This window comes from Myxococcales bacterium (genome assembly GCA_022184915.1).
Lineage (GTDB): Bacteria > Myxococcota_A > Polyangia > Fen-1088 > Fen-1088 > JAGTJU01.
In genome coordinates this window covers 530,137-554,855 of the sequence record JAGTJU010000001.1, presented here as the reverse complement: position 1 = coordinate 554,855, position 24,719 = coordinate 530,137, and the positions used below count along the sequence as shown (strand labels likewise).

The 24,719-nt window shown below is 67.3% G+C and carries 23 protein-coding genes; 8 read left to right on the top strand and 15 right to left on the bottom strand.

Annotation, left to right across the window (positions count from 1 at the left end):
* The first annotated feature begins 45 nt into the window (after positions 1 to 45).
* From KA712_02405 to KA712_02395, 3 genes are read left to right on the top strand one after another with little or no spacing between them, the layout of a single operon-like run.
* Positions 46 to 2,250 (top strand): helicase, encoded by a 2,205-nt coding sequence (locus tag KA712_02405; GenBank protein MCG5051788.1) that lies wholly within the window; start codon positions 46 to 48, stop codon positions 2,248 to 2,250.
* Between the two features lie 30 nt (positions 2,251 to 2,280).
* A complete protein-coding gene (locus tag KA712_02400) occupies positions 2,281 to 3,045 on the top strand; it encodes a hypothetical protein (protein MCG5051787.1) in 765 nt (254 codons plus the stop codon).
* Positions 3,046 to 3,080: 35 nt separating this feature from the next.
* Positions 3,081 to 3,959 (top strand): polyphosphate kinase 2 family protein, encoded by an 879-nt coding sequence (locus KA712_02395; GenBank protein MCG5051786.1) that lies wholly within the window; start codon positions 3,081 to 3,083, stop codon positions 3,957 to 3,959.
* Between the two features lie 24 nt (positions 3,960 to 3,983).
* Here KA712_02395 and KA712_02390 read toward each other — a convergent pair whose 3' ends face one another.
* The 4 genes from KA712_02390 to KA712_02375 form a co-directional block, all read right to left on the bottom strand.
* Positions 3,984 to 4,211 (bottom strand): hypothetical protein, encoded by a 228-nt coding sequence (locus KA712_02390; GenBank protein ID MCG5051785.1) that lies wholly within the window; start codon positions 4,209 to 4,211, stop codon positions 3,984 to 3,986.
* Between the two features lie 763 nt (positions 4,212 to 4,974).
* On the bottom strand, positions 4,975 to 6,198 hold the full coding sequence (locus tag KA712_02385) for a serine hydrolase (GenBank protein MCG5051784.1): 1,224 nt from the start codon (positions 6,196 to 6,198) through the stop codon (positions 4,975 to 4,977).
* Between the two features lie 9 nt (positions 6,199 to 6,207).
* Complete coding sequence (locus tag KA712_02380; protein MCG5051783.1) at positions 6,208 to 6,528, bottom strand: YhbY family RNA-binding protein; 321 nt, start codon at positions 6,526 to 6,528, stop codon at positions 6,208 to 6,210.
* Between the two features lie 106 nt (positions 6,529 to 6,634).
* A complete protein-coding gene (locus tag KA712_02375) occupies positions 6,635 to 7,447 on the bottom strand; it encodes a DUF481 domain-containing protein (GenBank protein ID MCG5051782.1) in 813 nt (270 codons plus the stop codon).
* Between the two features lie 94 nt (positions 7,448 to 7,541).
* On the opposite strand from KA712_02375, the gene murI reads away from it, so the two are divergent.
* Positions 7,542 to 8,393, top strand: a complete 852-nt coding sequence (murI, locus tag KA712_02370; GenBank protein ID MCG5051781.1) for a glutamate racemase — start codon at positions 7,542 to 7,544, stop codon at positions 8,391 to 8,393.
* 19 nt (positions 8,394 to 8,412) lie between these two features.
* Here murI and pssA read toward each other — a convergent pair whose 3' ends face one another.
* Complete coding sequence (pssA, locus tag KA712_02365) at positions 8,413 to 9,006, bottom strand: CDP-diacylglycerol--serine O-phosphatidyltransferase (protein MCG5051780.1); 594 nt, start codon at positions 9,004 to 9,006, stop codon at positions 8,413 to 8,415.
* Between the two features lie 181 nt (positions 9,007 to 9,187).
* Here pssA and KA712_02360 point away from each other — a divergent pair, with 181 nt between their 5' ends.
* Both KA712_02360 and KA712_02355 read left to right on the top strand, forming a co-directional pair.
* Complete coding sequence (locus KA712_02360) at positions 9,188 to 11,455, top strand: nitrite/sulfite reductase (GenBank protein MCG5051779.1); 2,268 nt, start codon at positions 9,188 to 9,190, stop codon at positions 11,453 to 11,455.
* 29 nt (positions 11,456 to 11,484) lie between these two features.
* Positions 11,485 to 12,075, top strand: a complete 591-nt coding sequence (locus KA712_02355; protein MCG5051778.1) for a hypothetical protein — start codon at positions 11,485 to 11,487, stop codon at positions 12,073 to 12,075.
* A gap of 51 nt (positions 12,076 to 12,126) precedes the next feature.
* On the opposite strand, the gene KA712_02350 is transcribed toward KA712_02355, so the two are convergent.
* The 8 genes from KA712_02350 to KA712_02315 all read right to left on the bottom strand — a co-directional run bounded on the left by KA712_02350 (position 12,127) and on the right by KA712_02315 (position 20,276).
* Positions 12,127 to 12,666: a 6-carboxytetrahydropterin synthase gene (locus KA712_02350; protein ID MCG5051777.1), complete on the bottom strand. Its 540-nt coding sequence runs from the start codon at positions 12,664 to 12,666 to the stop codon at positions 12,127 to 12,129.
* Positions 12,667 to 12,743: 77 nt separating this feature from the next.
* Positions 12,744 to 13,565: a TIGR00730 family Rossman fold protein gene (locus KA712_02345; protein ID MCG5051776.1), complete on the bottom strand. Its 822-nt coding sequence runs from the start codon at positions 13,563 to 13,565 to the stop codon at positions 12,744 to 12,746.
* A gap of 67 nt (positions 13,566 to 13,632) precedes the next feature.
* Positions 13,633 to 14,733, bottom strand: coding sequence for a hypothetical protein (locus KA712_02340; GenBank protein ID MCG5051775.1), 1,101 nt, complete (start codon positions 14,731 to 14,733; stop codon positions 13,633 to 13,635).
* A 160-nt stretch (positions 14,734 to 14,893) separates the two neighbouring features.
* Entirely contained in the window at positions 14,894 to 16,405 is a 1,512-nt protein-coding gene (locus KA712_02335) for an arylsulfatase (protein MCG5051774.1), read from the bottom strand.
* Positions 16,406 to 16,456: 51 nt separating this feature from the next.
* Complete coding sequence (locus KA712_02330; protein ID MCG5051773.1) at positions 16,457 to 17,374, bottom strand: 2OG-Fe(II) oxygenase; 918 nt, start codon at positions 17,372 to 17,374, stop codon at positions 16,457 to 16,459.
* Positions 17,375 to 17,422: 48 nt separating this feature from the next.
* Complete coding sequence (locus KA712_02325) at positions 17,423 to 18,310, bottom strand: universal stress protein (protein MCG5051772.1); 888 nt, start codon at positions 18,308 to 18,310, stop codon at positions 17,423 to 17,425.
* Between the two features lie 83 nt (positions 18,311 to 18,393).
* A complete protein-coding gene (locus tag KA712_02320) occupies positions 18,394 to 19,746 on the bottom strand; it encodes an NAD(P)/FAD-dependent oxidoreductase (GenBank protein ID MCG5051771.1) in 1,353 nt (450 codons plus the stop codon).
* Between the two features lie 59 nt (positions 19,747 to 19,805).
* The gene (locus KA712_02315) at positions 19,806 to 20,276 is read right to left on the bottom strand and encodes a hypothetical protein (GenBank protein MCG5051770.1); all 471 of its coding nucleotides are present in this window, start codon (positions 20,274 to 20,276) and stop codon (positions 19,806 to 19,808) included.
* A gap of 111 nt (positions 20,277 to 20,387) precedes the next feature.
* Between KA712_02315 and KA712_02310 the strand changes: the two genes are divergently transcribed.
* Positions 20,388 to 22,337 carry a prolyl oligopeptidase family serine peptidase gene (locus KA712_02310; protein MCG5051769.1) on the top strand — a complete coding sequence of 650 codons (1,950 nt, stop codon included), beginning with the start codon at positions 20,388 to 20,390 and terminating at the stop codon, positions 22,335 to 22,337.
* On the opposite strand, the gene KA712_02305 is transcribed toward KA712_02310, so the two are convergent.
* Together KA712_02305 and KA712_02300 are read right to left on the bottom strand one after the other, a co-directional pair.
* Positions 22,327 to 22,821: a hypothetical protein gene (locus KA712_02305; GenBank protein ID MCG5051768.1), complete on the bottom strand. Its 495-nt coding sequence runs from the start codon at positions 22,819 to 22,821 to the stop codon at positions 22,327 to 22,329. The genes KA712_02310 and KA712_02305 overlap by 11 nt on opposite strands.
* 97 nt (positions 22,822 to 22,918) lie before the next feature.
* Positions 22,919 to 23,581, bottom strand: a complete 663-nt coding sequence (locus tag KA712_02300; GenBank protein MCG5051767.1) for a metallophosphoesterase — start codon at positions 23,579 to 23,581, stop codon at positions 22,919 to 22,921.
* Between the two features lie 79 nt (positions 23,582 to 23,660).
* Between KA712_02300 and KA712_02295 the strand changes: the two genes are divergently transcribed.
* Positions 23,661 to 24,713, top strand: a complete 1,053-nt coding sequence (locus KA712_02295; protein ID MCG5051766.1) for a formylglycine-generating enzyme family protein — start codon at positions 23,661 to 23,663, stop codon at positions 24,711 to 24,713.
* Positions 24,714 to 24,719: the final 6 nt, after the last annotated feature.

The following is a 24,719-nucleotide window of genomic DNA, read 5'->3' as shown; positions in this document are numbered from 1 at the left end:
CTCGGCCCCACCAACACGGGCAAGACCCACCACGCCATCGAACGTATGCTCGAGCACGGCACGGGCATGATGGGCTTTCCTCTGCGCCTGCTGGCCCGCGAGGTCTACGACCGCGTGGCCCGGAGCTGCGGGGCGGAGGCGGTGGCGCTCATCACGGGCGAGGAGCGACGGGTCCCCGCGGCCCCCCGGTACTGGGTGTGTACGGTGGAGGCCATGCCCAGGCACCCCGTGGATTTCCTGGCGGTGGACGAGGTACAGCTGGCCGCTCACGTCGAGCGTGGGCACGTGTTCACCGAACGACTCCTGCACTGGCGGGGACGGCAGGAGACCTGGTTTTTGGGGGCCGACACCATCCGCCCCGTGCTCGAAAGGCTGGTGCCCCACGCCCGCGTGGAGCGCCGTGCCCGCCTCTCGCGCCTGGACGGACGGGGGCAACTGCCGCTCGGGCAGCTTCCTCCCCGCACGGCCGTGGTCGCCTTTTCGGCGGCCCGGGTCTACGAGCTGGCGGAGCGCCTCAAGCTCAAGCGAGGCGGTGCGGCCGTGGTGCTGGGGGCGCTGTCTCCCCGCACCCGCAACGCCCAGGTGGCGATGTACCAGGCGGGCGAGGTGGATTTTCTGGTGGCCACCGACGCCATCGGCATGGGCCTCAACATGAACGTCGACTGCGTGGCCTTCGCGGACCTCAAGAAGTTCGATGGCCGCCAAAGCCGGGCCCTCGAACCTGCGGAGCTGGCCCAGATCGCGGGCCGGGCGGGGCGCAACCGCAACGACGGGCAGTTTTGCACCCTGGCCCCGCTGTCGCCCCTGCCCTTGTCGACCACCCGGGCGATCGAGCAGCACGACTTTCCGCCCCTCGAGCGCCTCTTCTGGCGCACCGAAGCGCTCGACTTCAGCAGCGCCGAGGCGCTTTTGCGAGGCCTCGGCACCCGGCCCTTCGATCCCTGCCTTCAGCTGGCCGACCACGCCGAAGATCAACAGGCGCTCGAGCGGCTCGTGCGGCGGGGGGACGTGCAGGCGCTCGCACGCGGCGCGGAGCGTGTGGAGCTGCTTTGGCAAGTCTGCCAGATCCCGGACTTCCGCAAGCTGCTGCTGGATGATCACTTCGAGCTCTTGGCGTCGATCTACGTGCAGCTGTGCCAGCGGCATCGCCTCGACACCACGTGGGTGCAGCGCCAGGTGGAGCGGCTCGACGACGTGAGCGGTGAGCTCGACATGTTGCTGGTCCGCATGGCCGCCGTGCGCACCTGGACGTTCATCACGCACAGGACCACCTGGCTCGATGACGCCCTGGGGTGGCAAGAGCGCACCTTGGCCATCGAGGACCGCCTGAGCGAGGCTTTGCATGAGCAGCTGGTGAGCCGTTTCGTCGACGTGCGCAGCCGCAGGCGCTCCCCGCGCGCAGCAGGCCCTGCGCCCGCGGCCCAGCCCTTGTTGCGCACGGATGGCCCCCGCACCGCCCGCTCGTTCGCGGAGCTTGCCACCTTCCAGGCATCGCCCGAGGCGCCCAACAAAGTGGCCCTGCGCGAAGCCTCAGCCTGGGACGCTGCCCCGGACGAGCGCTTTGCGCTCACGGACACCGGACACATTCTCGATCGTGCACAGCCCGGAGCGGACCTGGCACGGCTCGGCATCGGCCCGGAGCTCCAGCGGCCCGAGATCGTGCTGCTGGGCACGCCGGCGGCCCACGCCGCCCACGCCCTGAAGCGGCGCCTCAGCGCGTGGCTCAAGACCCATCTCGGCACGCACCTGCCGCACCTCGAGCCCGAGGCCGCGTCGTCGCCGGCGCTGCGGGCGGTGCTCTACGGGCTCCGTCGCAGTTTGGGCTCGGTGCCTGCCGATGTCGTCGAAGCCCCCTGGGATGAGCTCGCCGACATCGAAAAGCAAGACCTTGCCGCACGCGGCATCGTGTACACGCCCGCCGCCGTGTTCGTGGTGCACGCCATGACGCCCCTTGCGCTCGCCACCCGATGGGCGCTCTTGGCTCCCCACTGGCCCTGGCCCCGTCCTCCGCGCCCGTCCCCCGAGCGACGCGTGGTCCCTGCCCGCAGCGCCGGGGGCCCCGCCCTCCTGTGGCAAGCCGCCGGCTACGTGTGGCTCGAGGGCACCTTCGTGCGCGCCGACTGGCTGGCGGCATCGTGGGCACGCACGGACCCCGACACGCCCGATACGAAACTCGCGCGCTGGCTGCACTGCCGCCCCGCGGTTGCCCGGCGCATCAAGGCCCGCTGGCTGCACGCCCGTGCCCCGTGAGCGTCGCTTCGCCGCTATGATGAAGCCGCCTTGGACCTGACCGACTTCGTCAACCGCATGGGCTACGGGGTGCGCAGCCGGTTGCGCGTCTCGGCGCCGGCATGGAAGCGCACCGCCCGGCGCTGGGAGCCCCTCCTGGCGCGCCTTGCGCCCGCGGCCGCCGCGCGGGTGCAGCAGCTGCGGGACGAATACGATCTCGAGGCCTGGCCGCGCCTGTCGACGCCCCGCGAGCTGCATGAAAACCTCTTCTGGCTCGACGTGCTGACGAGCGCCTTGCCACGCGCCCGCTCGTGCGGCCCGGCGCTCGACGTGGGAAGCAAAAACGGCAGCTACTTGCCCGCGCTTCACGCGCACGCCCCCGTGCCCTGGGACCTGGTCGAGCTGGACGCGCACCGCCGCTACGCCGATCTGTCCACCCGCCGCGCCCACGGCGAATCCATGTGCCGCGCGTTCGCGGGCTGCCGCTACCACGCCACGTCGGTCACACAGCTCGAGGGCACCTATGCCCTCATCACGTGGTTTTTGCCCTTCGTGCGCTTGCCGCCACTCGTGGCCTGGGGGCTGCCCACCCGCTTCTTCGCGCCGCAGGCGCTGCTCGCCCACGTCGCCAGTCGGCTGCAGGCCCCCGGCACTCTGTTCATCGTGAATCAGGGCGAAAAAGAGGCCGAAGAGCAGCACGCTTTGCTGAGCCGGCTTGGGCTGCCCTTCCGCTCCGTGTCCGAGGTGCCGCGCACGCTTTCGCCCTTCGTAGCTCCTCGTTTCGGGTTCGTGGTGGAAAAGCCCGCGGCGCGTTGACGCCCTGTGTTCTGCGCGCGACACTCGCAGGCACGATGGCGCGCCACAGACCTCAAAGTTACGCCCGGGTGGTCGACGGTCGCGGACGGTTTCGGCTCTCGCAGCTCGATCCCGCCGAAACCTTTGGGCTCGACAAAGACCAGGGCAAATCCCACATCCAGGCGATCGACGACGAGTTTCGCGAGCTGGCCGATCTGTTGGCCTACGCAGGCTCGCACTCCCTGCTGGTGGTCATCCAGGGTCGCGACGCCGCTGGAAAAGACGGCTGCGTCCGCCATCTTTTGTCCGTCTCGAACGTGCAGACCGTCAGGGTGACGGCCTTCAAGGTGCCCTCCGCCGAGGAGCTCTCACACGACTTCCTCTGGCGCATCCACCAACACGCCCCCCGCAAAGGCGATCTGGCAATCTTCAACCGCTCGCACTACGAGGACGTGCTGGCCACACGGGTGCACAACCTGGTTCCACGGGCTGTATGGAAACGACGCTACGCCCACATCAACGCCTTCGAGGAGCTGCTGACCGACGCCCAAACGATTTTGGTGAAGTTTTTCCTACACGTCAGCAAAGACGAACAGGAAAAGCGCCTGCTCGAACGAGAGAGGGATCCCCGCAAGTTCTGGAAACTGAACCCGTCCGACTGGGTGGAGCGGGATCTGTGGGACGAGGCAACGGCCGCCTACGAAGACGCTCTCAACCTGTGCAGCAGCAAGGAGCGTCCCTGGCATGTCATCCCCGCCGACCACAAGTGGTTTCGCAACGTGGCCGTGCTCGACACGTTGGTCAAGGTGCTTCGCCCTTACCGCAAGCAGTGGATGGCCGAACTCGAGGCGATTGGGAAGAAGGCCAAACAGGAGATCACGCGCGCCCGCGAGGCGAGTCAAGCGAAGGGCACGACGAAGGCCCGTGAGGGCTGAGCGGGCGCGCAGTGCGAAGGCGGCTCAGGCGGCCTCGAGGGAGGCCAGCTCGTCGATGTACCGGCCTTGGCCTTCCCGGCAGAGCAACCGCTGCACGACCAAAGAGGCCAAAGCCGCCGCTTGCCGTGAATCGTGTGTGATCTCGAACGCTTGCTCGAAGGCCTCCGAGACCAAGTCCCCGAGCGCCAGCGTGGTCCGCGCGGGCTGCGCTCTTTGAGGTCCCTTCCGTACGGTTTTGGTTTGTTTCGCCATCGTGGTCTCCCTGCGTGGATGGACTGCAAGCGATGTGCCCCACACCGCTCGCGAGCAAACCGACGAAACCCTTGTCACCAAAAACCTGCGACGAGCAGCGCTTCCGTCAAATTGACGCCGGCCCCGTGCAAAGTTGACACAGACCTTCCTGCCCCTCGCAAAAAGCTGGGCGGGCTGCCCGCATCTGCCGCCCTGTGAGCCCCGCTGTGGGGGCGGCGGAACGGCTGTTACCCGCCTGTGCGCCCCGGGGCGCGCCCCCCTTACGCCGACTGGTGGGACGCGGACGTCCGGCTGGACACGACGGGGCAACCAAGGTGGCCGTCAACCCGCCGTCTTTCGAAAAGCCACGGCCGTCATCGTTGACGGTTCCTCCGGCAAAGAAACCGTCAACGATGACGCCGCCAATCTATCGCCTCACTGAAGCGCCCCCTCGAAGCCCTCCCCGACCCGCCCGCACGCCCTCCCCACACGCCGCCCTCCTGCTTCGACCGCTCACCTCGCCCTACACACTCCCGCCGCCCTCACGCGCCTCACACGACCCGCACACACCAAAACTTGTACCAACCCGCCCGCCGCACCGCCGCCCGCCACGCCCTGCCTTGCGGCACAACAACCATCACCCGGGCTCAGTGTGGATCAGATCGCGTTTCGGAGGCGTGACGCGCTTGCAAAATCGAGGTAACGCCCACTTCGGGCGCATAAGCCCCGGGGCAAGCTCCGCGAGCTGGCGTTGGCCTTGGGGCTTGGGGCTTGGGGCTTGGCCTCAGGGCGAAGGCGCGCTTCTAAGCTGGGTGTCGGTGGCCTCGAAGAACGCGCGATCCACGGCGAGCTTCAACATGAAATGCTGATGGATGAAGCTGCGCACGAGAGCGAACCAACGCAGGGAAGGCATGCGGCGTTGGAAGAACACCACCACGCGCGTTTTGCCCTGGAAATCACCTTGCTTCGGCACCGCGTACATCGCCTCGGTCATGATGCTGACGAGCGTGCCGCCCTTGCTGCCGAGCGCGGTGAACAGCTCGGCGTTGCCTTCGAGCGCGAGTGGCCAGCCCAGGTGGCGGCGCACGATCTCCCCTTGCTTCGGTGTGCCCCAGGCCCCGACGGCCACGCGCGCCAAGAGGTCCGCGTATTCCCCCGCCGCCCCTTGAGTCATCGCTTGATCGGACCACAACGATTGAACACCGGCTTCGGGCGTCGGGTGTTTGTCGAGCCACGTTCGTTGAGCGGGGGTACCGGCCTCGTCGCGCAAGAACGCCTGCCACGCGGTGCGGGCGGCTTGTGCCACCGCGGGGCGGCCTTTCGCCAGCAGCGCGCGGGCCCCCGCCTCGTCACCGGCCGTGGACGCAAGAAGGAAGAGCGCAGCGTTCGGCAACACGGGATCGTGATGTTGCAGGCCCGCGTCCCGCACCACGGCGTCGACGAAGCCTTCGCCGAGACGGCCTATCAAGTAATCGCCTGCGGCATGGTCGCCGTGGGTGATCATCGCGGTGGCCAGCTGGTCCAGCGTGACGGTCTTGCGAGGCTCGAGGGCAAAGCCCCCCTGCGCGAGCTTGAGGTCGAACGCGCGCAACGCCTTGCCATGCGCACCGCCATCGGTGCCCGGAAGGTAGTGTCGCTCCCACTCCGAGACCGTCACAGCCTCGTCGGCTGTCACGCGCCCTTCGTCGACCGCCCGCGCGTAGGCCAGCAGCACGGGGATGCGGGACACGGCCGCCAGCGGGAACATCTGGTCGGCGTTGTGCCGAACCACGCCCTCGCCGGGCACGGGCTTGCCCTCGGGCCCCACGGTAAAGGCCACCAGGGCCACGTCGTCACGCAGGGGCGGCAGCGCCTCGAGGAACGCATCCGGATCGGAGGGGCCTCGCAGTTTGGCGCGGAACACCAGGATGAGGGTGCCCACCACGCCCAAGATCAGGATCACCACCAGCGAACGCAGGCTGCGGCGGCGGCGCAGGGCTTCGGGGGACAGCGGCAGGGCGGCTGACATGGAGGCGCGCTACTCGAAGCGGGGGTGGTCAGGGTGCTTGCGGTAAACGAGCACCGTGCGGCCGAGGATCTGCGCCACGCTGAGAGCAGGCTGCGCGGACAGCGCCTTGGCCACGTCCAGGCGCCCTTCAGGACACTCCGTTCCCACTTTCACTTTGACCAACTCGTGGTCGAACAGCGCCTGGTCGAGCTGCTTCAACACGGCCGCGGTGGTGCCTTCCTTGCCGATCTGAACCACCGGCCGCAGGTTGTGACCGGCGGCCCGAAGCTTGCGGCGCAGAACGCCGGCGGGCATGAGGGACTGCTTTTTCGTACTGGTGGCGGTGGTCATGGCGCTTGGAACGGTCGCGACTGTAGCAGGTGGCCTCGGCCGGGTCCGGTGCGTTCTGCGGCGCGCGCGACCGGAACCAGGCGCCCCCGGAGCCTTGCGCCGCGTCTCAAAAACGCGCACGCAGCTTGTTCTGTAGGTTCAAATCGGTTTTTTCGACCCCGGGGGGGGGCTGGCTGTCGTGAAGCACGGACACGGCCACCACCAGCGACAGCGCCTCGGTCAAGGCCACCTCGAGCGCCGCTTCGTCCAGCAAACGAAAGTCACTGGGTGCGGCAAAACGGGGCTGAAAGAACACCGTGTTCGTCACGAACACGTCGTCTTTCAGATTGTAGCGCGCGGTGGCGTACGACGTGGAGCGGTGGTTCAGGGCGTCCTTGGGGTGCGGCGCCAGGTCGACGGCGGAGCCCTGCAGGAGCTCCCGCTCGAGCATGTAGCCGGTGGCGACGAACAGCTCGAAGCGCTCGGCGTGAACCGCCCACACCCGCAGGCCAGCCCCCCACAAGGCCCGCTGTTGCAAGCGCCAAAACCGGTTGAACTGGATTTGTGAGAACACTTCCGTGCCGAGTCGCGGCCACCACATGGCCGTCCAACGGGCGTGGGCGAACCCGTTGTAGATGAAACGCTGTCCATTGCGCTCGGCCAGCGCCAAGGTGCCATGGAGGAAGGGAGAATGACGCCCCTGCGTGTACTCCACGCGCCCCGAGGCCTCGAGGCTGAGAAAGTCGACGTTGCCCTTCTTCAGGGCAAATGCGGCATCGGCAAGTCCCCCAAGGCCGCTGCGCGCCTTGTTGAGCCGCAGGCTCTCGGTGTTGACCTGGGCGCACGCGGGGGGCGTGCGCATTGCCAGCAAGGACAAGGCGAAAGTCAAAGCGCAGGCCGGTACAAAACGTCGCACCGTGGGCAGAGGGAGGGGCCACATGGGGGCGCCACCTTAGCAGCCGTGGGGGCCGGCTACGGGGCGTGTGCGACCCCGCATGTTCAAGCCGCCTCCGACATGCTTTAGTCTCGGCAACTTGATAGGCGTTTTCGACTCTGGCTTCGGGGGCCTCACCGTGTTGCGGGCGCTGCTCGCGCGGCTCCCGGGCTACGACTACCTCTACCTCGGGGACAGCGCGCGCACCCCCTACGGCATCCGCAGCCACGAGACCGTGACGGCGTTTACCCGCCAGGCCGTGGACTTCATGTTCCACCAGGGCTGCCCCTTGGTGGTGCTTGCCTGCAACACCGCCTCGGCCCGGGCCCTGAGGACCCTGCAGCAGCGCCACCTGCCCGCGGCCTTCCCCGACCGCCGTCTGCTGGGTGTGGTGCGGCCCTCGGCCGAAGCGCTGGCGGGTTTACCCCCGGGCGCCCTTCCCGGCGTGACACCGCCGGCGCTCGTCGAAGGCACGGTGGCCGTGCTGGGCACGAAGGGCACGATCGCCTCCGATTCGTACCGCCTCGAGCTGGCGAAGCTCGCGCCCCGGCTACACCTCGTGCAGCAAGCCTGTCCGCTCTGGGTGCCGTTGGTGGAGGCCGGTGAGCTCGAGGGGCCCGGCACGGAGCATTTTCTCCACCAATACCTGGATCCCCTCTTCGCCGAAGCCGCCGTGCGACCAAGCCGCCTTCTGCTGGGCTGCACCCACTACCCTCTGCTTCAGGCGGGCATCCGCGCCATCGTACCCCCGGATGTCGAGCTGCTCGCACAAGGACCCATCGTGGCTGAACGGCTCGCGGATTGGCTCGTGCGCCACCCGGAGATGGAGACCCGGCTCGGGCGCGGGGGCACGCGGCGCTATGCCACCACCGATGATCCCGCGTGGTTCGCCGAGCACGCTGCCTGGATCATGGACAGCGCCGTGCACGTGGAGAAGGTCGAGATCGGCTAAAGCGCCCCGCGGAAGGCGATCAAGGCTTCGGGATCTTGATGGTGCTGATCATGAGCGACCCCGAAACGGCGAAGAGCATCACGAGGGGATGTAAGGTTCCCGGCCCGATCGCGAAGGCGCCGAAGTAGAGCGCCTCGTTCACACGCTCGGCCCAGGCCGCAAAGGCCAGGACCCCGACCAGCACGATGCTGGTGGGAATGGGGGTGCCCTCGAAGAACTTGACCTTGTTGCCGCCATCGGACAGCTGCTCCGCGGTGACGTTGAAGCGGGCCAACCGGCTCACGCCGCAGCCCACGAAGTATGTGAGCACCATGCAATCCCACAAGCCACGCATGCCACTGGCGTACGCAAGCGCCGCCGGGGCGACGCCGAACGAGATCACGTCGGCGAGCGAGTCCAGCTCGCGTCCCATGGCCGAGTGCTTCCGGCGCCAGCGGGCGATGTTGCCGTCGAGCGCGTCGAACACGAAGGCCAGCGGAATGAACGCCGCCGCCGCAAGGAGGCCCCGGGCCGAGCCCGCCTCCATGGCCGACATGGCCGCGAACACGGCGCCCATGCCACAGAAGGCATTGGCCAGGGTGAAAAAGTCCGCCAGGTGAAACGAGCGGATCATCTGAAAGGGTTGCCCCATGGGTAGAACCATACCGGTCTCGATGGGCCTTCGTCATCCGGGATCGGGCCCCTCGCGCCCAGGCGGCCGCCCGCCACGTCCAGCGCGTGGATTTCACGGGCAAACCTTGTAGTATCCGGGGCCCGTCGTCCGAGTCCCCCTGCTCGTAGGGAGCCAACGCACAATGTCATCACCATCCCAGACCTGGAAAGATCAACTCAGCACGCAGATGCCCGAAGCGCTCGCGCGTGAAATCGACGTGTTCGAGACCCAGATCACCCTACGCAAGCAGGGTAAGATCGAGGAGAAGCTGTTCGCGGAGACCCGTCTGCGCCGCGGCGTTTACGGCCAGCGCTACGACAACGGCCAGCGACACGACGGCGAAAAATCGCAAGAGCTGAACTTCCCGTGTGGTGCCCTCACGAAGGGCCCGATCACGGTCTGGGACGCGCCCGGCATGATGCGCATCAAGATTCCCTACGGGAAACTGAGCGCGCGGCAGCTCGAGGTGCTGGCCGAGCTGGCCGAAGAGTACTCCGACCAGATCCTGCACGTCACCACCCGGCAGGACATCCAGCTTCACTTCGTGCACATCGAGGACACACCCGACCTCATGCGCCGCCTGGCCGCCGTGGGCATCACCACGCGTGAGGCCTGTGGCAACAGCGTCCGCAACGTAACGGCCTGCCCTTACGCGGGGGTCTGCAACACGCAGTCCTTCGACGTGACCCCGTACGCCAACGCCCTGACGTACTTCCTGCTCGGCCACGACGATTGCCAGGACTTTGGCCGTAAGTTCAAGATCGCGTTTTCGGGCTGCGAGGGCGAATCCTGCGGCCTCGCGAACTTCCACGACCTGGGCGCCGTGGCCACCACGCGCACCGAGAACGGAACCACCCTGCGGGGCTTTCGGCTCTTCGTGGGCGGCGGCCTCGGCTCCGTCCCGCAAAACGCGCAGCTCTTCGATGCGTTTTTGCCCGAGTCCGAGCTTTTGCCCACGGCCCAGGCGATTTGCCGGGTGTTTGCACGCCTCGGCGAGAAGCAGAACCGCGCCAAGGCGCGCCTCAAGTTCCTGGTCAAAAAGCTGGGGCTCGAAGAGTTCAAGCGCCTGGTGTTGGAAGAGCGTGACAAGCTACGGCCCGACGAGCGCTGGACCGCGTTCCTCTCGGACTTGCACGTCACTGACGAGGCGCCGCTACGTCCCGGCAGCCCGGTGCCCTCCGGCGCCGACGCAAGCTTTTCGGCCTGGCAGCGCACGAACGTGCGCCCGCAGGCTCAGGAAGGCTATGGGGCGGTCACCATCACGCTGCCGCTCGGTGACTTCACCTCCGACCAGGCACGCGCGCTCGCCGATCTCATGCGCAAGTACACGGGCGACAGCCTGCGGTGCACGGCGGATCAGAACCTGGTCATGCGCTGGGTGCCCAACGGCGATCTGCCCGCGTTGCGCGCGGACCTCCAGGCCATAGGCCTCGGCACCGGCGGCGCCGGCACGATCACCGACATTTGCTCGTGCCCCGGTACGGACACCTGCAAGCTGGGCATCTCGTCGTCGCGTTCGCTTTCCTCCGAGCTTTCGCGCCAGCTCAAAGAGATGGGCGACGAGCTGCCGGAAGCCGCGCGCGGCCTACACATCAAGGCGAGCGGCTGCTTCAACTCGTGCGGACAGCACCACGTGGCCGACCTGGGCTTCCTGGGCGTGAGCCGCAACGTGGGTGGCCGTCGCGTACCTCACTTCCAGCTGGTCGTGGGCGGCCAGTGGGAGAACAACGGCGGTTCATACGGCATGGCCATCGGGGCCATTCCCTCGAAGCGTGTGCCCGACGCGGTCAAGCGCATCGTGGGCAAGTTCGTGAACGAACGCCAGGGTGAGGAGACCTTCCACACGTACATCAACCGGGTCGGCAAGAAGGAAATCCGTGCCATCGTCGACGAGCTGCAGGTGATCCCGCCCTTCGAGGTCGACCCCAGCTTCTACAGCGACTGGGGCGATCCGCGGGTGTACACGATCGGCGACATGGGTGTGGGCGAGTGTGCCGGCGAGATCGTGCCCTTCGTCGAGATGGGCCTGGCCGGTGCCGAGCGCGAGGTCTTCGAGGCACAGGAGCTGCTCGAGAAGAACGACGTGGCTGGAGCGGCCAAGCGGGCGTACGGCGCCATGCTCCAGGCCGCGCGCGCCCTCACGAAGGATCGCAACCAAAACCTGGGAGACGACCCGGCCGAGATCGTGGCCGAATTCAAGACGCACTTCTTCGACACGAAGCTGTTCTTCGACCAATTCGCAGGCCCGAAGTTTGCCAACTTCCTGTTCAAGACGCACGACGAGGGGGGCAAGGCCGAGTCGAAAGAGGCGGCCCACCAGCTGGTGGACGAGGCGCAGCTCTTCGTGGATGCGGCTCACCAGTGCTACGCGCGGCTGGGCTCGTCGCTGTCAACCCCGGTGCAGGCCTGAGGCCCGCGCACGAGAAGGACTTGTTCGTCATGCAAGCCGAAAAGCTTCAAATCAAACTGTTTGCCACCACCCACACCGTGTCGCTCGAGGCCTTCGTGCCTGTGTTCCACGAGTGGATTCGCGTGAACAAACTGCCCGAGTTGATGATCGACGTGGCCCCCTACGACCACGTACCCCACGGCCCTGGGATCCTCTTCGTGGGTCACGGGTCCGACTACTTCATCGACGAGGGCAAGGGCCGCCTGGGCCTGCTCTACAGCCGCAAGCGGGAGGCCCCGGCCCCCGGTGAGCGCCTGCGCGACAGCCTGCGCCGCGCCGTGTACGTGGCGAGCCAGCTCGAGGCCGAGCCCAGCTTGGCCGGTCACCTGAAGTTCGCCACCAACGAGCTCCTGCTGCGGGTCAACGACCGGCTCAGGCTCCCAAGCTCTCCCGCCGCGTTCGAGGCGAACAAGGCCGAGCTCCAGGCCTTCTTCGGTGACGTGCTCGGCACCGCGGTCGAGCTGTCCCTGGTGTCCGAGCCCCGAGAGCTCTTTACGGTATCCGTAAAGCTGCCCCCCGGTGCTCCCTCGCCCTCGCTCGCCGAGCTGCTCACCCGCCTCGGCGGCCCGCCCACGGCGTGACCGCAAGTTCCGCGCCCCCGGCCGCCGTGGTCGGGGAAGCGGAACGCCGAACTACCGGGGAGGCAGGTACTCGGCGTAGCTTTCGACCGGGTGCAAGGTCTCGTAGACGCGGGTCTGTGCCACGCGCACGCGCTCGTCGGACATGCTTTCCTTCGTGGCGTGGTAGAGCCACTCCGCCAAGCGCTCGGAGGTAGGGGTGAAAGGAAACACCGCCAACTTGATGCCACCAGGCCACACGTTGCGCGCACCCGCCAGCTCGCCTTCCAGTGCGGGTTGGCGTGTACCGAGTGTGCCGCTGATCTCGAGCCGTGAGGCCACGAGCTTTTCTCCCACGGGCCCCAAAACCGGCTCGAGCTCCGAGAAGCTCTTTTGGCCGAGCGCCAAAGAATGATCGAGCAGCTGATGACAAGGCGTGAGCACCCGGTCGAACAGGATGTCAAAGTCTGCGACGAAGCCCTGCTTGTCGAGATCCTGCGACTCGAGCGTGACCTGGAACAGCCAGGTGTGCCCGTGAAGGGAGATGCAAGGCCCTGCGTGCCCGCGCACGTGATGCCCAAAGTGAATGTGAATTCCGCTCGTGACGCGATACATGATTTTCGGCTCGTTTCCGCTTAATATGGGATGCCGGCCGACGGCTGCAAGGCGCGAACGACCACCCGGGGGGGACGTCAGGGTTTTTCGCCCAGAAGACGCATGCGGCGAAAGCGCTTGCCCTGGATCCGCGCGGCGTTGGCAAGCTTGCAGGCCTCGATGGCGGCCACCGCCTCCTCGGGATCGTCCGTGACGGTCAGAAGATCCACATCGGAGGGGCCAATCATGCCCGAGGTGCGCATGGGCCCTGCGATGAAATCGATGAGAGGCGCCCAGTAGTCCACGCCCATCAGCACGACACGGAACTCGTGCATCTTCTTCGTCTGGATAAGCGTCAGCGCCTCGAACATCTCGTCGAGCGTGCCAAAGCCCCCTGGCATCACCACAAAGGCGTAGCTGTACTTGAGCAGCATCACCTTCCGCACGAAGAAGTACCTGAACTCGACGAATTTATCGACGTAGGGATTGGGCTCCTGCTCCATGGGCAACTTGATGTTGCAGCCCACCGAGTGTCCCCCCACGTCCTTGGCGCCCCGATTGGCAGCCTCCATGATGCCGGGCCCACCTCCCGTCATGACGGTGAAACCCAGCCGTGAAATGCGCGCGCCCATCTCCCGGGCCAGTCGGTAGTGGGGATGCTCTTCCTTGAGCCGCGCCGAGCCGAACACCGTGACACAGGGGCCCACGAAGTGCAGCGCCCGAAAGCCGCGTACGAACTCCCGCGCAATGCGAAACACGCGCGCGAGCTCAGCGGTGCGCCGGCGCGGGCCTTCCAAGAGCTCGGGATCTTCGTGGGAGGCCCCCGCTTTGCCCCACCGGCCTTCCGGGGACGCGGGAGGCGCCACGAAAGGCTCGGGCGAAACCAGCAACGAGGACTCGTTCTTGTCGTCGGCGGCCATGGGCTCTTTAGGTTTAGCACCCCCTGCCCCTGCCTGGCACGCCCCCACCAGGCCGCCCCCCACCAGGTCAGGATCCCAACAAGGAGCGCCTAAACGCCTCGTTCACCGAAGCGGCGATGAGCATCGAACATAAAAGACCCAAAGAGACGTAGGCCACGTCCTTGGCCAACATCCGCAAGGCCATCCGCGCGTTGCCCTTGGCCACGCCCCGAAAGCTCATGGCCAGCTCGCGCCCTGCCAGCAGACCGATGAACACCCAGGTGGTGCTCATGGGGATGTGGCTCAGCGTCTTGAAGACGTAGAGAATCACGGCGTAGATGAAATCGATGACGGTGGCGGCGCGCACGTCCACCACCGATGACTTTTCGTTGATCACCGCCTGGATTCGTTCACCCCGCAGAAAAAACAGCACGCCGAGCCCGCAGAAGATGACGGCCGTGAAACCCAAAAACTGCATGGCACTGAGGGACCGGGGCAGGTAGACGGCTATGTTGGCCGCGTCCTGCATGATCCAGACACTCCACAAAACGCCGCTTGTCACCCACTGGGCACTCCGCCAAAGCGAATGAGCAGGACGTTGGTACCAGCGGGAAAGGGCCGGGGCGCTCACCCCCCAGACCAACGCCGAAACCACGAAGGCCACCACGTATCCCGACAAGCTCTTCGTGAGGATCTGGCCGACGCTGTCGATGCTGGTCGCGAAGCTGCTGAGGAGCAAAAAGGTGGTGGACACGGGCATGCGCATCCGGGTCATCACCATCAAAAACAGCGGCGCGGCGACCTGAAGAAACGAGAAGGACAGCGGCGTGTGCTCGAAGCCCTTGGCGGACAGCCTCTGGAACGAGACATCCCCATCATGTCGGAAGAAGCTATAGGTCACCGTGGCGACGAAGATCCCACCGATGAAGAGCCACAGCGCCCACCAGGGCTTGCGGTCGTTCGAGGCAATGAACGTCCCGATCGTTTGGATGCTGTCGTTCGCCACCACGGCATAGCTTGCGAACAAAAAGCCCAACCAACGCGCCACCTGGGGGGTCTCGAAGAACAAGCCCGCCGCCAAGAATCCCATCGTCACGAAGACCAGGAACGCCCGTTCGCGGACGAAGAACTGAACGAAGTAGTCCGTGGCGTTGGCAAGCCCATACGAACGTTCGGGCGTGTCCTCCACGGGACCGGTAGCGGGCTGCGGGAACTGGTCGGACACGGCGAGGCTTTCTGCCGAGACAACGGCGTGAAGGAGCCCTGCGATTACCGGATCTCGCGAAGGCTTTCAAGCTCCCTCCGCGTGACGATTTCACGACGAACGGCGCGACGGCCCCTGCGGCAGCTCAGAAGGGCGCCACACCGTGGCCGGGAGGTGGAGCTGGCGTAGGGCGTCCTCCCACCTTCCACCGGGGGTCAGGACTGTGCTCCTCGGCCATGAGGGCGGCCATCTCCTGGACGAGCTCGGGATGCTCGCCGGCCAGGTCGTGGGCTTCGCCCAGATCTCGCTCGAGGTCGTAAAGCTCGATCGGCCCCTGTCCGAGACCGGCGCGCACGGCTTTCCACTTGCCCTTGCGCACCGCCTGTTTGCCCCCTTGCTCGTAGAACTCGAAATAAAGGTGTGGGGTGGCCTTTTGCGCGCGCCCCAGGAGCTCTGGAAGGAAGGAGAGAGAGTCGGTGGCAGGGGGGGTGGGCGCACCCGCCAGTTCGGCGAGGGTGGCCATCACATCACCCAGGTACGCCACGTGCCGGCTGATGCGACCGGGAGCGATGTGTCCAGGCCACCAGGCGAGCGTGGGCGCCCGCACACCGCCTTCGTAAAGGTCGCGCTTCATGCCGCGCAGGGGCCCGGCCGGCGTGAACACAGAGGGGTCGAAGCCCCCTTCGTTGTGAGGTCCGTTGTCGGAGGTGAAGATCACCAGGGTGTCGTCATCGATCTTCAGAGCGGCCAAGAGCGCCAGCAGCTTGCCCATGTCCTCGTCGAGCCGGGTGATGCTGGCCGCGTGGCCCTTTTGCGGGTTCGGCCAGGGTTGGTCGGCGTAAGGACCGTAGTCGGGAACCTCTTGCCCATCGCCGAGATCATCCCGGGCCTCGTTGTTGCCGTGAGGCACGGTCAAGGACAGGTAGAGAAAGAACGGTCCCTCTTTGTGAGCGCGTATCCAACGCTCGGCTTCGTTCATGAAAAGCTCGTGCGTCCAATCGACCTTCTTCGTGGCATAACCGCCACGGAAGTCGCCGTAGGCGTTCTTTGCGGGCTCGACTTCGTTGCGCAGCTTCTCCTGCGCGCCGTTCCGCCACAAAAACTCGGGATAGTAGTTGTGCGCGTGAACTTGGTTCAAGTAGCCGTAAAAAAAATCGAATCCTCGATCGTTGGGCGTGGCCCCCGATCCGGCTTCACCCAGGCCCCACTTGCCCACGAGCGCCGTGTCGTAGCCTGCGCTCTTCATCACCTCGGCCACCGTGGGCTCACTCGGTTTGAGCTGTTGGATCTCCCGGTGGGCGTTGCCTCGTACCGAGACGTGCCCCGTGTGGCGCCCGGTCATCAACACGGCCCGGGACGGCGCGCACACGGCGGAGCCGGCGTAAAAATCCGAGAATTTCAGGCCTTCGGCCGCCATGCGGTCGAGGTGCGGGGTGGCGATGAGCTTTTGTCCGTAGGCCCCCAGCTGGCCGTAGCCCAAGTCGTCGACCAGCACGAAGACCACGTTCGGTTTGCGTGGGGCGGACGTGCGCGGTGCGGCCGCCTTCGTGTCGCTCCGCCGCGCGCTGGCACACCCCGAAAATGCAGCCAAGCTCGAAAGAATCGTGAGACCCACGCCTGCAAAGGCCAGGGCTCGGAAGCGCAGCAAGGAGGGCATGCGGGCGACTATCCTTCAGCCGCCCTCATCCTTCAAGCGTGAGCTGCCCTCTCATCCTGCAAAAGTCAGGGGCAGTGTGATCCGGGCGGGTCCGCGCATGCGCGGAAACGACCAGGCCCGCAGGGTGCGCGTGACGAGGCGCAGAAGAGCGAGGCGGTTGGGCTCGTCGACCCGTGCGGTGCGGGTGTTGTCGGAAAGCACCTGGACCCGGCTCACCTGCCCCGCGGCGGCCACGTCGACGCGCAAGCTCACCATGCCCGTCAGCGCAAGGCCACCGGACAGCACCGGCGCCAGGATCTGCGACAGCCCATCGATGCGGCTCTGCAGAGCGGCCGCCCGCAAAGGCCCCTCGACAAAGGGGCGCGGCTGGACGAACCAGCCGTGAATCACCAAGCGGCCCTCGCGAGGATCGAGCGTGCCCTCGACGCGCCGAACGCCGTGCGGGATGCGCGGATCGAACACCACCAGCCGGTTCATGCGGGGCTCGATCTCCTGCAGCACCTCGGGCTCTTCGAGAGCACCGGTCGAACGGGCACCCTGCCAGTAGTCGAGGATCTCGTCACGCAAAAGCAGCGTCTGGCCACCCCGGAAGCGCCGTGTTTCCCAGGGGGTGAGCGAATACACGAACGCCCAAGGGCCGTGCGGCACGTCTCCGTGCAACTCCTGGCGACAGCCCTCGACGTAGCAGGAGAGCCACGGGGGCGAGACGTCATGGCAGCCCAGCACCCGCCGGCCCCACCACACGAGATGGTTGTGGAAGGCCTGGTAGAGCCGCTGCGGGAAGTAGTGGTACGCAGGCGTGCGCAGCGTGGTGTACTGCCCGGGCACGTGCCAGAAGTCCCACACGAAGCGGTCGCCCGTGGCTTTGCGCGGATCGGCGAAGCGCTCGTCGAAGGCCGCCCGCAAGGCACGGCCCTGGGGGGCGAAGCGGTCGACGACGAGAAGGGTGCGGGCCGATCGGGGAGGCATGAGCAGGCACGAGCCGAGGCGCCTGGGTGGGCGCAGCCGGCGATGCGATCAGGCGGCCGCGTTTGCAGGCTGAGGGTGAACCACCAACACCGAACAGGGCGAGGACTCGACCACGTTTTCGGCCACGCTTCCCAGGGCCAGGCGCCCAAGCCCCGTGCGTCCATGCGTGCCCACAACCACCAGCTCCGCCTTGCGCTCGCGGGCGGCCTCGGCCAGGCCATGCGCCGCGGGGCCCTCGCGCAAGAGGCTCTCGGCCCCCACCTTGGCCGACTCTTCGTCGAGCAGGTGGTGCATCTCGGCCCTCACGCTGTCGAGCGCCGACAGGCTCGGCATGGGCACGTCCACACCCGGCAACGCCACGCCCGGCGGGATGAAGTCGAGCGAATACACGAGCCCCAGCGGCTTGTGACGACGCTTGGCCTCCTCCGCCGCGCGCGCCACGGCCGGCTTCGAGGGCTCGGAGAAGTCGGTGCCGGCAAGCACCATGCCGTGGGGCGACGGGCGCACCACCAGCACGTCACACGGCGCGTGCCGCACCACCCGACGTACGGTGCGGCCGAGCATCGACGACAGGCCCCCGCCGCTGGCCCCGAGCACGATCGTTCCCGCATGCACGTGATGAGCCTCTTCGATGATCACGTGGTGGGCGGAGCCCGACCCCAAGAGCACGTGGTACGAATCGGTTTTGCGGCCGGTTTGCTCCTCGACGAACCTTTGGATGGCCGCACCGGCCTTCGGCTCGAGCTCCGACAGTGAAAAGGCATCCTGGAGGTTCAGCTGCGGGAACAGAGGGTGCACAGCGAGCAGCTCGGGCAAAGCGTGAACGACGAAGAGCGGAGCCCCAAGCTCACGCGCCAGCATGTCGGCCTGGCGCAACGCCAAGGCGTTGGGTTCACTCAAATCCACGGCAACCAGAACGGGGCGTGCTGACGACATGAAGGGACGTTACCAAGAAGTGAACGGAGCAGAGTGCGAAAAATTTTCCCTGAAGCCCACGAAGCCTCACGAGTGCCCGCAAATCAAGCCGGCGGTGCGGGCGGCACGGGCAGCGGCGGCGGTTTGCCGGGGGGGCCCACGCCGACCTTCGGAACGCTTGCGGGCACGCCCACGTCGTGAGGGGGCGCGTTGCGCTGAAAGATGAGCCGACCGCTTCTTTGGAAGGTGAAATAAGCCCAGACCCAATTGACCAGCGTGACCATGCGGTTGCGAAACCCGATGAGCGTCACGAGGTGCACGAGCGCCCATGCCAGCCACGCCAGCGTTCCCTTGATGTGCCATCTGCCGATCTGCGCCACCGCATGGGAGCGTCCGATCGTGGCCATGTTGCCTTTGTCGTGATAACGGAAGGGCACGAGCGGCTTGCCGTTGATGGCCCGGCAGATATTGTCGGCCGCCAAGCGCCCCATCTGCAACGCACCCTGGGCCACGCCGGGAACTCTCTTGCCATCGGTCTCGATGCTCGCCAGATCGCCCACCACGAAGATCTCGGGCCGCCCGGGCACCTGTAGCGTGGGCTCGACCTTCACTTGACCGTTGCGTTCGAGCGGCGCCCCGAGCTGGGCGCCCAAGGGCGAGGCCTTCACGCCTGCGGCCCAGAGCACCGTCCGCGCGGTCAGCAACTCGTTGCCATTCACCACGGCGCCTTCTTCCGAGATGGACGTCACCTTGGTGTTCAAGCGCACCTCCACACCGATGCGCTCGAGCGACTCTTTGGCGGACGCGGAGAGATTGGCAGGAAACGTCGGCAAAACTCGATCGAGTCCCTCCACCAAAACCACGCGCGCGGCGCGGGGATCGGCGATGCGGAACTCACCCGCCAAGGTGTTGCGCGCAATCTCGGCGATGGCCCCGGCCAGCTCGACGCCCGTGGGGCCTCCGCCCACCACCAAAAACGTGAGGTGGGGTGTGCGCTCGGCGGGGGTCTCGAGCCGCTCGGCCGTCTCGAAGGCTTGGAACACACGCCGACGAATCTCGAAGGCGTCTTCCACGCTCTTGAGCCCGGGCGCCACGGATGACCATTCGTCGTGGCCGAAATAGCTATGCGTCGCGCCCGCGGCGATGACGAGGTAATCGTACGAGAGCCTACGGCCATCGGTGAACGAGAGCGTGCGGGCTTCGGGATCGACCCGCTCGACGTCCGCCAGCCACACGGTCACGCTCTCGTGGGCGTGCAGGATCTTGCGAATCGGCATGGCGATCTCCGCCGCCGAAAGGCCTCCCGTCGCTACCTGGTAGAGCAGCGGTTGGAACAAGTGATGGTTGCGTCGATCGACGAGCGTCACGCGCACGTGCTGCTTCGCCAGCCGCTTGGCGGCCTGCAACCCTCCAAACCCACCGCCCACGATCACCACGTGTGGCCCCTGCACCCTCATGGGTTCGAGCCTAGCAAACGCAGGCCCCTTCCGCCGGGCGCGGGGCCTTGCCGCGGGGTTCAGATCTCTTCGCCCGGGGCCACGGGCAGCAGCACCAGCCGCAGGTCAGAGCGGGTCGAGGGGCCAAGTTCCACCGTGTAGCTGCCCACGGGCAGCTCGAGGAACACGTGACGGCCGATGCTGTCGCAGCTCAGCGCCGATCCCAGGCTTTTCAGAAAAGGCATGATGGCGCTGCTTTCGTCACGCACGAGGAACGTGATCGAAGGCGCCGCGTAGATGCCGTACTGCCCCGGCTGGCTCACCTGCCAGCGCACGATGCCGCTGTACGCACCCGGGGCCGGCGAGGCGGGCAACGTGAGGTCGTACCGAGAGGCGCTGCTGGCCACGAGCACGGGAGCCGGAGGGGAACCGTAGGGAGCCGCCAACCCGGCGACACCGACAGCGCTGCCCAAAGCCGTGCAGGCCTGCGCGTCGGTGACGGGCGTCGACGAGGTGTCTTCGTTGCAGGCCAGAAGGAGCCCAAGGCCCACGGCCCCCATTTGGCAAACGAGACATCGTCTTCGAGAACTGCGCGCTTCGACCATGGCCTGGAGCATAGTGTTTTTTCGAGGCGCTGGGCCTAGGGCTGTTAGGCTGGCTGCATGAATGGTCGTGCTGGTTCGGACGCCCCGGAAACGGAGACGCCCCCCCCAAAGACCCCCGCGCCCTTCGGCACCTGGCCCTCTCCTTTTTCCCCGCGTTGGTTGACCGCGGCCGCCGTGCGTCTGGGCTTTCCCACGGTGAACGCAGGCGCGCTTTACTGGGTGGAAGGCCGCCCGGTGGAGGGGGGACGCAGCGTGCTGGTGCGCGACGACGGAACGGGCCCCTGCGCGCTTTCACCTGCGCCGCTCGACGTGCGTTCGCGGGTGCATGAATACGGGGGACGGGCCTATGCCGTGGCGGGGCCTCGCGTGTTCGTGGTCGACGACAAAACCCAAAAGGTCCACGCGCTCGTCCCGGGTGAGGCGGCACGGGCGGTACACCCGCCGGGGCCCTGGCGCTTCGGCGACCTCGAACCCGACGAGGGACGGAACCGCCTCATCGCGGTGGGCGAAAGGGCGCGCGAGGGACACGAACCCGAAAACGCCCTGGTCGCGATCGCGCTCGACGAGGGGACGGTGACGGTTTTGGCCACGGGGCATGACTTTTTCGCATGCCCCCGCCTGTCGCCCGATGGAACCCTCGTGGCCTACTTGGCCTGGGACCATCCGTACATGCCCTGGGACGCCGCCCAGCTCTTCGTGGCCCGCGTGGGCCCGGGAGGAGGCCTGGAGGCCCCCCTGCACGTGGCGGGCGACACGACAGCCTCGGTGTTCGGCCCCACGTGGTCACCCGAAGGCCGGCTGGCGTTCGCCTGGGAACGCGACGGGTTTTGGAACCTCTTCGTGCACAGCACGGAGGCGCCCCTGCGCGCGCTCACGGCGGGTTGCCAGGAATACGCGCTGCCGCTGTGGCAGCTCGGCATGAGCACCTTTGGTTGGTTCGACGAACACACCCTTGCGGCTGCGTGCACGGAGAACGGCCGCTGGCGCCTCGAGCGCATCGACGCGGACACCGGCGTCCGCACCACGCTGTCCACGGCGTTTCCGGCGGTGGCGCATCTCGAGGCCCGCGACGGGCTGGCCGTGGCCGTGGCCGGGGGCCCCGCAACGCCCCCCGCGATCGTGCGCTTCGATGCCACGGGGCAGGTGGCCGTGGTGCGGGCCTCACATGAGCTCGGGCCCGACGAAGCCGCCAGCGTCGCACGGCCCCGGGCTCTGCGCTTTGCGTCCACGCGGGGTCAGCACGCGCACGCCTCGTATTATCCACCGCACAGCGCCACTCACGAAGGCGAAGCCGGCGCCAAGCCCCCTCTCATCGTGATGGCACATGGCGGGCCCACGGCGGCCTCGAGCGCCGCGTTCAACCCAGTCATCCAGTTTTGGACGTCGCGGGGCTTTGGCGTGGTGGACGTCGATTACCGGGGCAGCACGGGCTACGGCCGGGGCTATCGCGAACAACTCGCGGGCCTGTGGGGGCTGGCCGATGTCGAGGACTGCGTGGCGGCCGCGCAGCACCTGGCCGCCGCCGGCGACGTGGACCCCCGGCGCCTGGCGATCCGGGGCAGCAGCGCCGGGGGCTTCACGGCGCTCGCCGCGCTCACCTTCCACACCACGTTTGCGGCAGGCGCCAGCCTCTACGGCGTGGCGGACCTCGAAGCCTTGACGCGTGACACGCACAAGTTCGAGTCGCGCTACCTCGACGGGCTCATCGGCCCCTATCCCGCGCGCGCCGATCTGTACCGCGAACGCTCGCCCCTCTTTGCCGTGGAGCGCTTGCGGGCACCGGTGATCTTCTTTCAAGGACTGGAAGACAAGGTGGTTCCCCCAAGCCAGGCCGAGCTCATGGTGAATGCCCTGCGCGCGCGCGCGGTGCCCGTGAGCTACGTGGCCTTCGCCGGTGAACAGCATGGCTTTCGCAAGGCCGAGACCATCGAGCGGGTGTACCGCGAAGAGCTCGCGTTTTACGCCCGTGTGTTCGGGTTTCCTGCGACGGATCCGGCTACGGATTAGGGCTGGTCGGCGCTGTCTTCAGGGGCGCAGCCAACGCATAGTGCGGATGCGTCGAGGGGCGCCCATCGATCCGCAAAGCCCGAAGACCCGGGTGGGTCTGGTCGGGGCGCAGATACGCCACGGCCCCGGCAAACCGCTCCACCACGCGCGCGAGCATCTGCGGGGGTCCAAGATTCCGGGGCGCCCCTTTGAGGCCTCGCACCTTCTGATCAATCCAGTAGCGCGCCATCTCATCGGGTGACAAACCGAGCACACGGCGATCGAACGCTTTCCGCTCGGGCGTGCCGGGCTCCTGGTTGAGCGGCACCAGCGTGCCCCCCTGGTCGTCACGAAGGGTGGCCCCCAAGAAGAGCTGTCGCAGATCACCCAACGAGAGGTTTTCGAGGGGCGTCTTCGTCGAGGTGACCAGCACCAAGGCCACCTCGGCGCCCAGGCCGGTCCGCGCCCCGCCAGCGGTCACGAGGCCCGCGCAGAGCGAGCCCATGAACCCACGACGGCCAATCCGTGATGGCACCGACGACACCCGACCGCTGAACATCGGCGCAACTGGTCAAGCCTTGAGCCTTCGCCGGCGTCGCGCCTCACCGTTCGATGCGGCTGTAGACACGCCGGGCGGGAACGGCCTTGATGACTCGCCCCGGCACCATCAGGGCGGTCAGCCGGTTTCCGTAGACGCAGCCCGTGTCGAGCCCGGTGGCGAAGGGGTGCTGCTGCAGCCCGCGCACGGCGTCGTGCCCGTACACCGCGTGCGCGGGCCCGGGCCACATCGCCCCCCACGGGGTGCCTTCGATCCGCCGCGAGGGTGAGCCGTCCGCGCGAAGGCTGCGCAGGTTGAGCAGCTCTTTTCGCGATTGGGCTTGCAGAGGCACGCCGGGCACGAGGCCCCCGTGCACCGCCAGGTAGCTGCCTCCGTCCAGGTCGAAGGTGAGGGTGAGCGGCAGGTCCGCGAGCCATCGCAGATCCTCGGGGCGCAGCGAGGCGGCCACATGGGCGTGGTGTTCACGTTTCGCCTCGCGGGGGTCCTTGTCGCGCATGTGCAAAACGTGGTCGTCGTGGTTGCCCAGGACCGCCGAAAAGCCGCGCTCGCGGGCCAGCTGGACCACCCCTTGCGAATCTGGGCCCTTGGCCGTGAGATCTCCCACGAGCACGACCTGGTCTTGCCGGCTCCAGCCACACGCGGCCAGCAGGTCCTGCAATTCGTCGAGGCAACCATGGACATCGCCAATGAAGAGGGTTCGAGGCATCGGAACGATCGCGACCCTACCGCACATCCTGGCGCGGGTCAGGCCAGCCCGGGTGACCACCGGCGCGTATAGTTCGCGCATGCTCCTTCCCCGCGCGTTCTGGCTCGCTGCCCTGCCCTTCGGGGTGCTGGGGCTGGGAGCGCTCGCCCCCGCCTGCAAAAAAGAGGCAGTCCCGCCGCCGGCCCCGCCGCCGCCTCCGCCCGCCGCTGTCGAGGCGCGCGAGGCTCCCAAGCCCCCGCAGGGCATGGTGTTCATTCCGCCCGGGCGCTTCGCGATGGGCTCCGACGACGAGATGTTTCCGGACGCGCGACCCATCCACCCGGTCAGCCTCGACGGCTTTTTCATCGACGAGACGGAGGTGACGAACACCGCCTTCGCCGCCTTCGTCGCGGCCACGGCCTACGAGACGATCGCCGAGCGGCGCCCCGATCCCAAGGACTTCCCTGGCGTGCCCCCGGAGGCCCTGGTGCCGGGCTCGGTCGCATTCCACCCCCCCGATCACCCCGTGGCGCTCGACGACCACAGCCAGTGGTGGGCCTACGAGGCCGGCGTGGACTGGCAGCACCCCGAGGGGCCCCAAAGCGCGATCGCCGAGCGGCAGGATCACCCCGTGGTGCACGTGGCGTGGCTCGACGCCCAGGCCTACTGCGCGTGGGCGCACAAGCGGCTTCCCACGGAAGCCGAGTGGGAATACGCCGCGCGCGGGGGGCTCGCGGGCAAGCGGTTCGCCTGGGGCGACGACCCCAAAGAAGGCGGCCAGTGGATGGCGAACGTCTGGCAGGGGCGCTTTCCTTCGGAAAACACCGCCGAGGACGGCTTCGCGCGCACGGCGCCCGTGCGGCGGTACAAACCCAACGGCTACGGCCTTTACGATGTGGCCGGCAACGTGTGGGAATGGGTGCAGGACTACTACCGACCCGATGCCTACGCGCACAGCCCCAACCAGAACCCGAAGGGCCCGAACGACAGCTTCGATCCCAACGAGCCCGGCATGGTCAAACGTGTGATGCGGGGCGGCTCGTACCTGTGCAGCGACCTCTATTGTGTGCGCTACGTGGTGGGATCGCGCGGCAAGGGTGCGGAGGACACGGGCTCGTCGCACGTGGGCTTCCGCTGCGCCCGCGATCTTTAGAGCGCG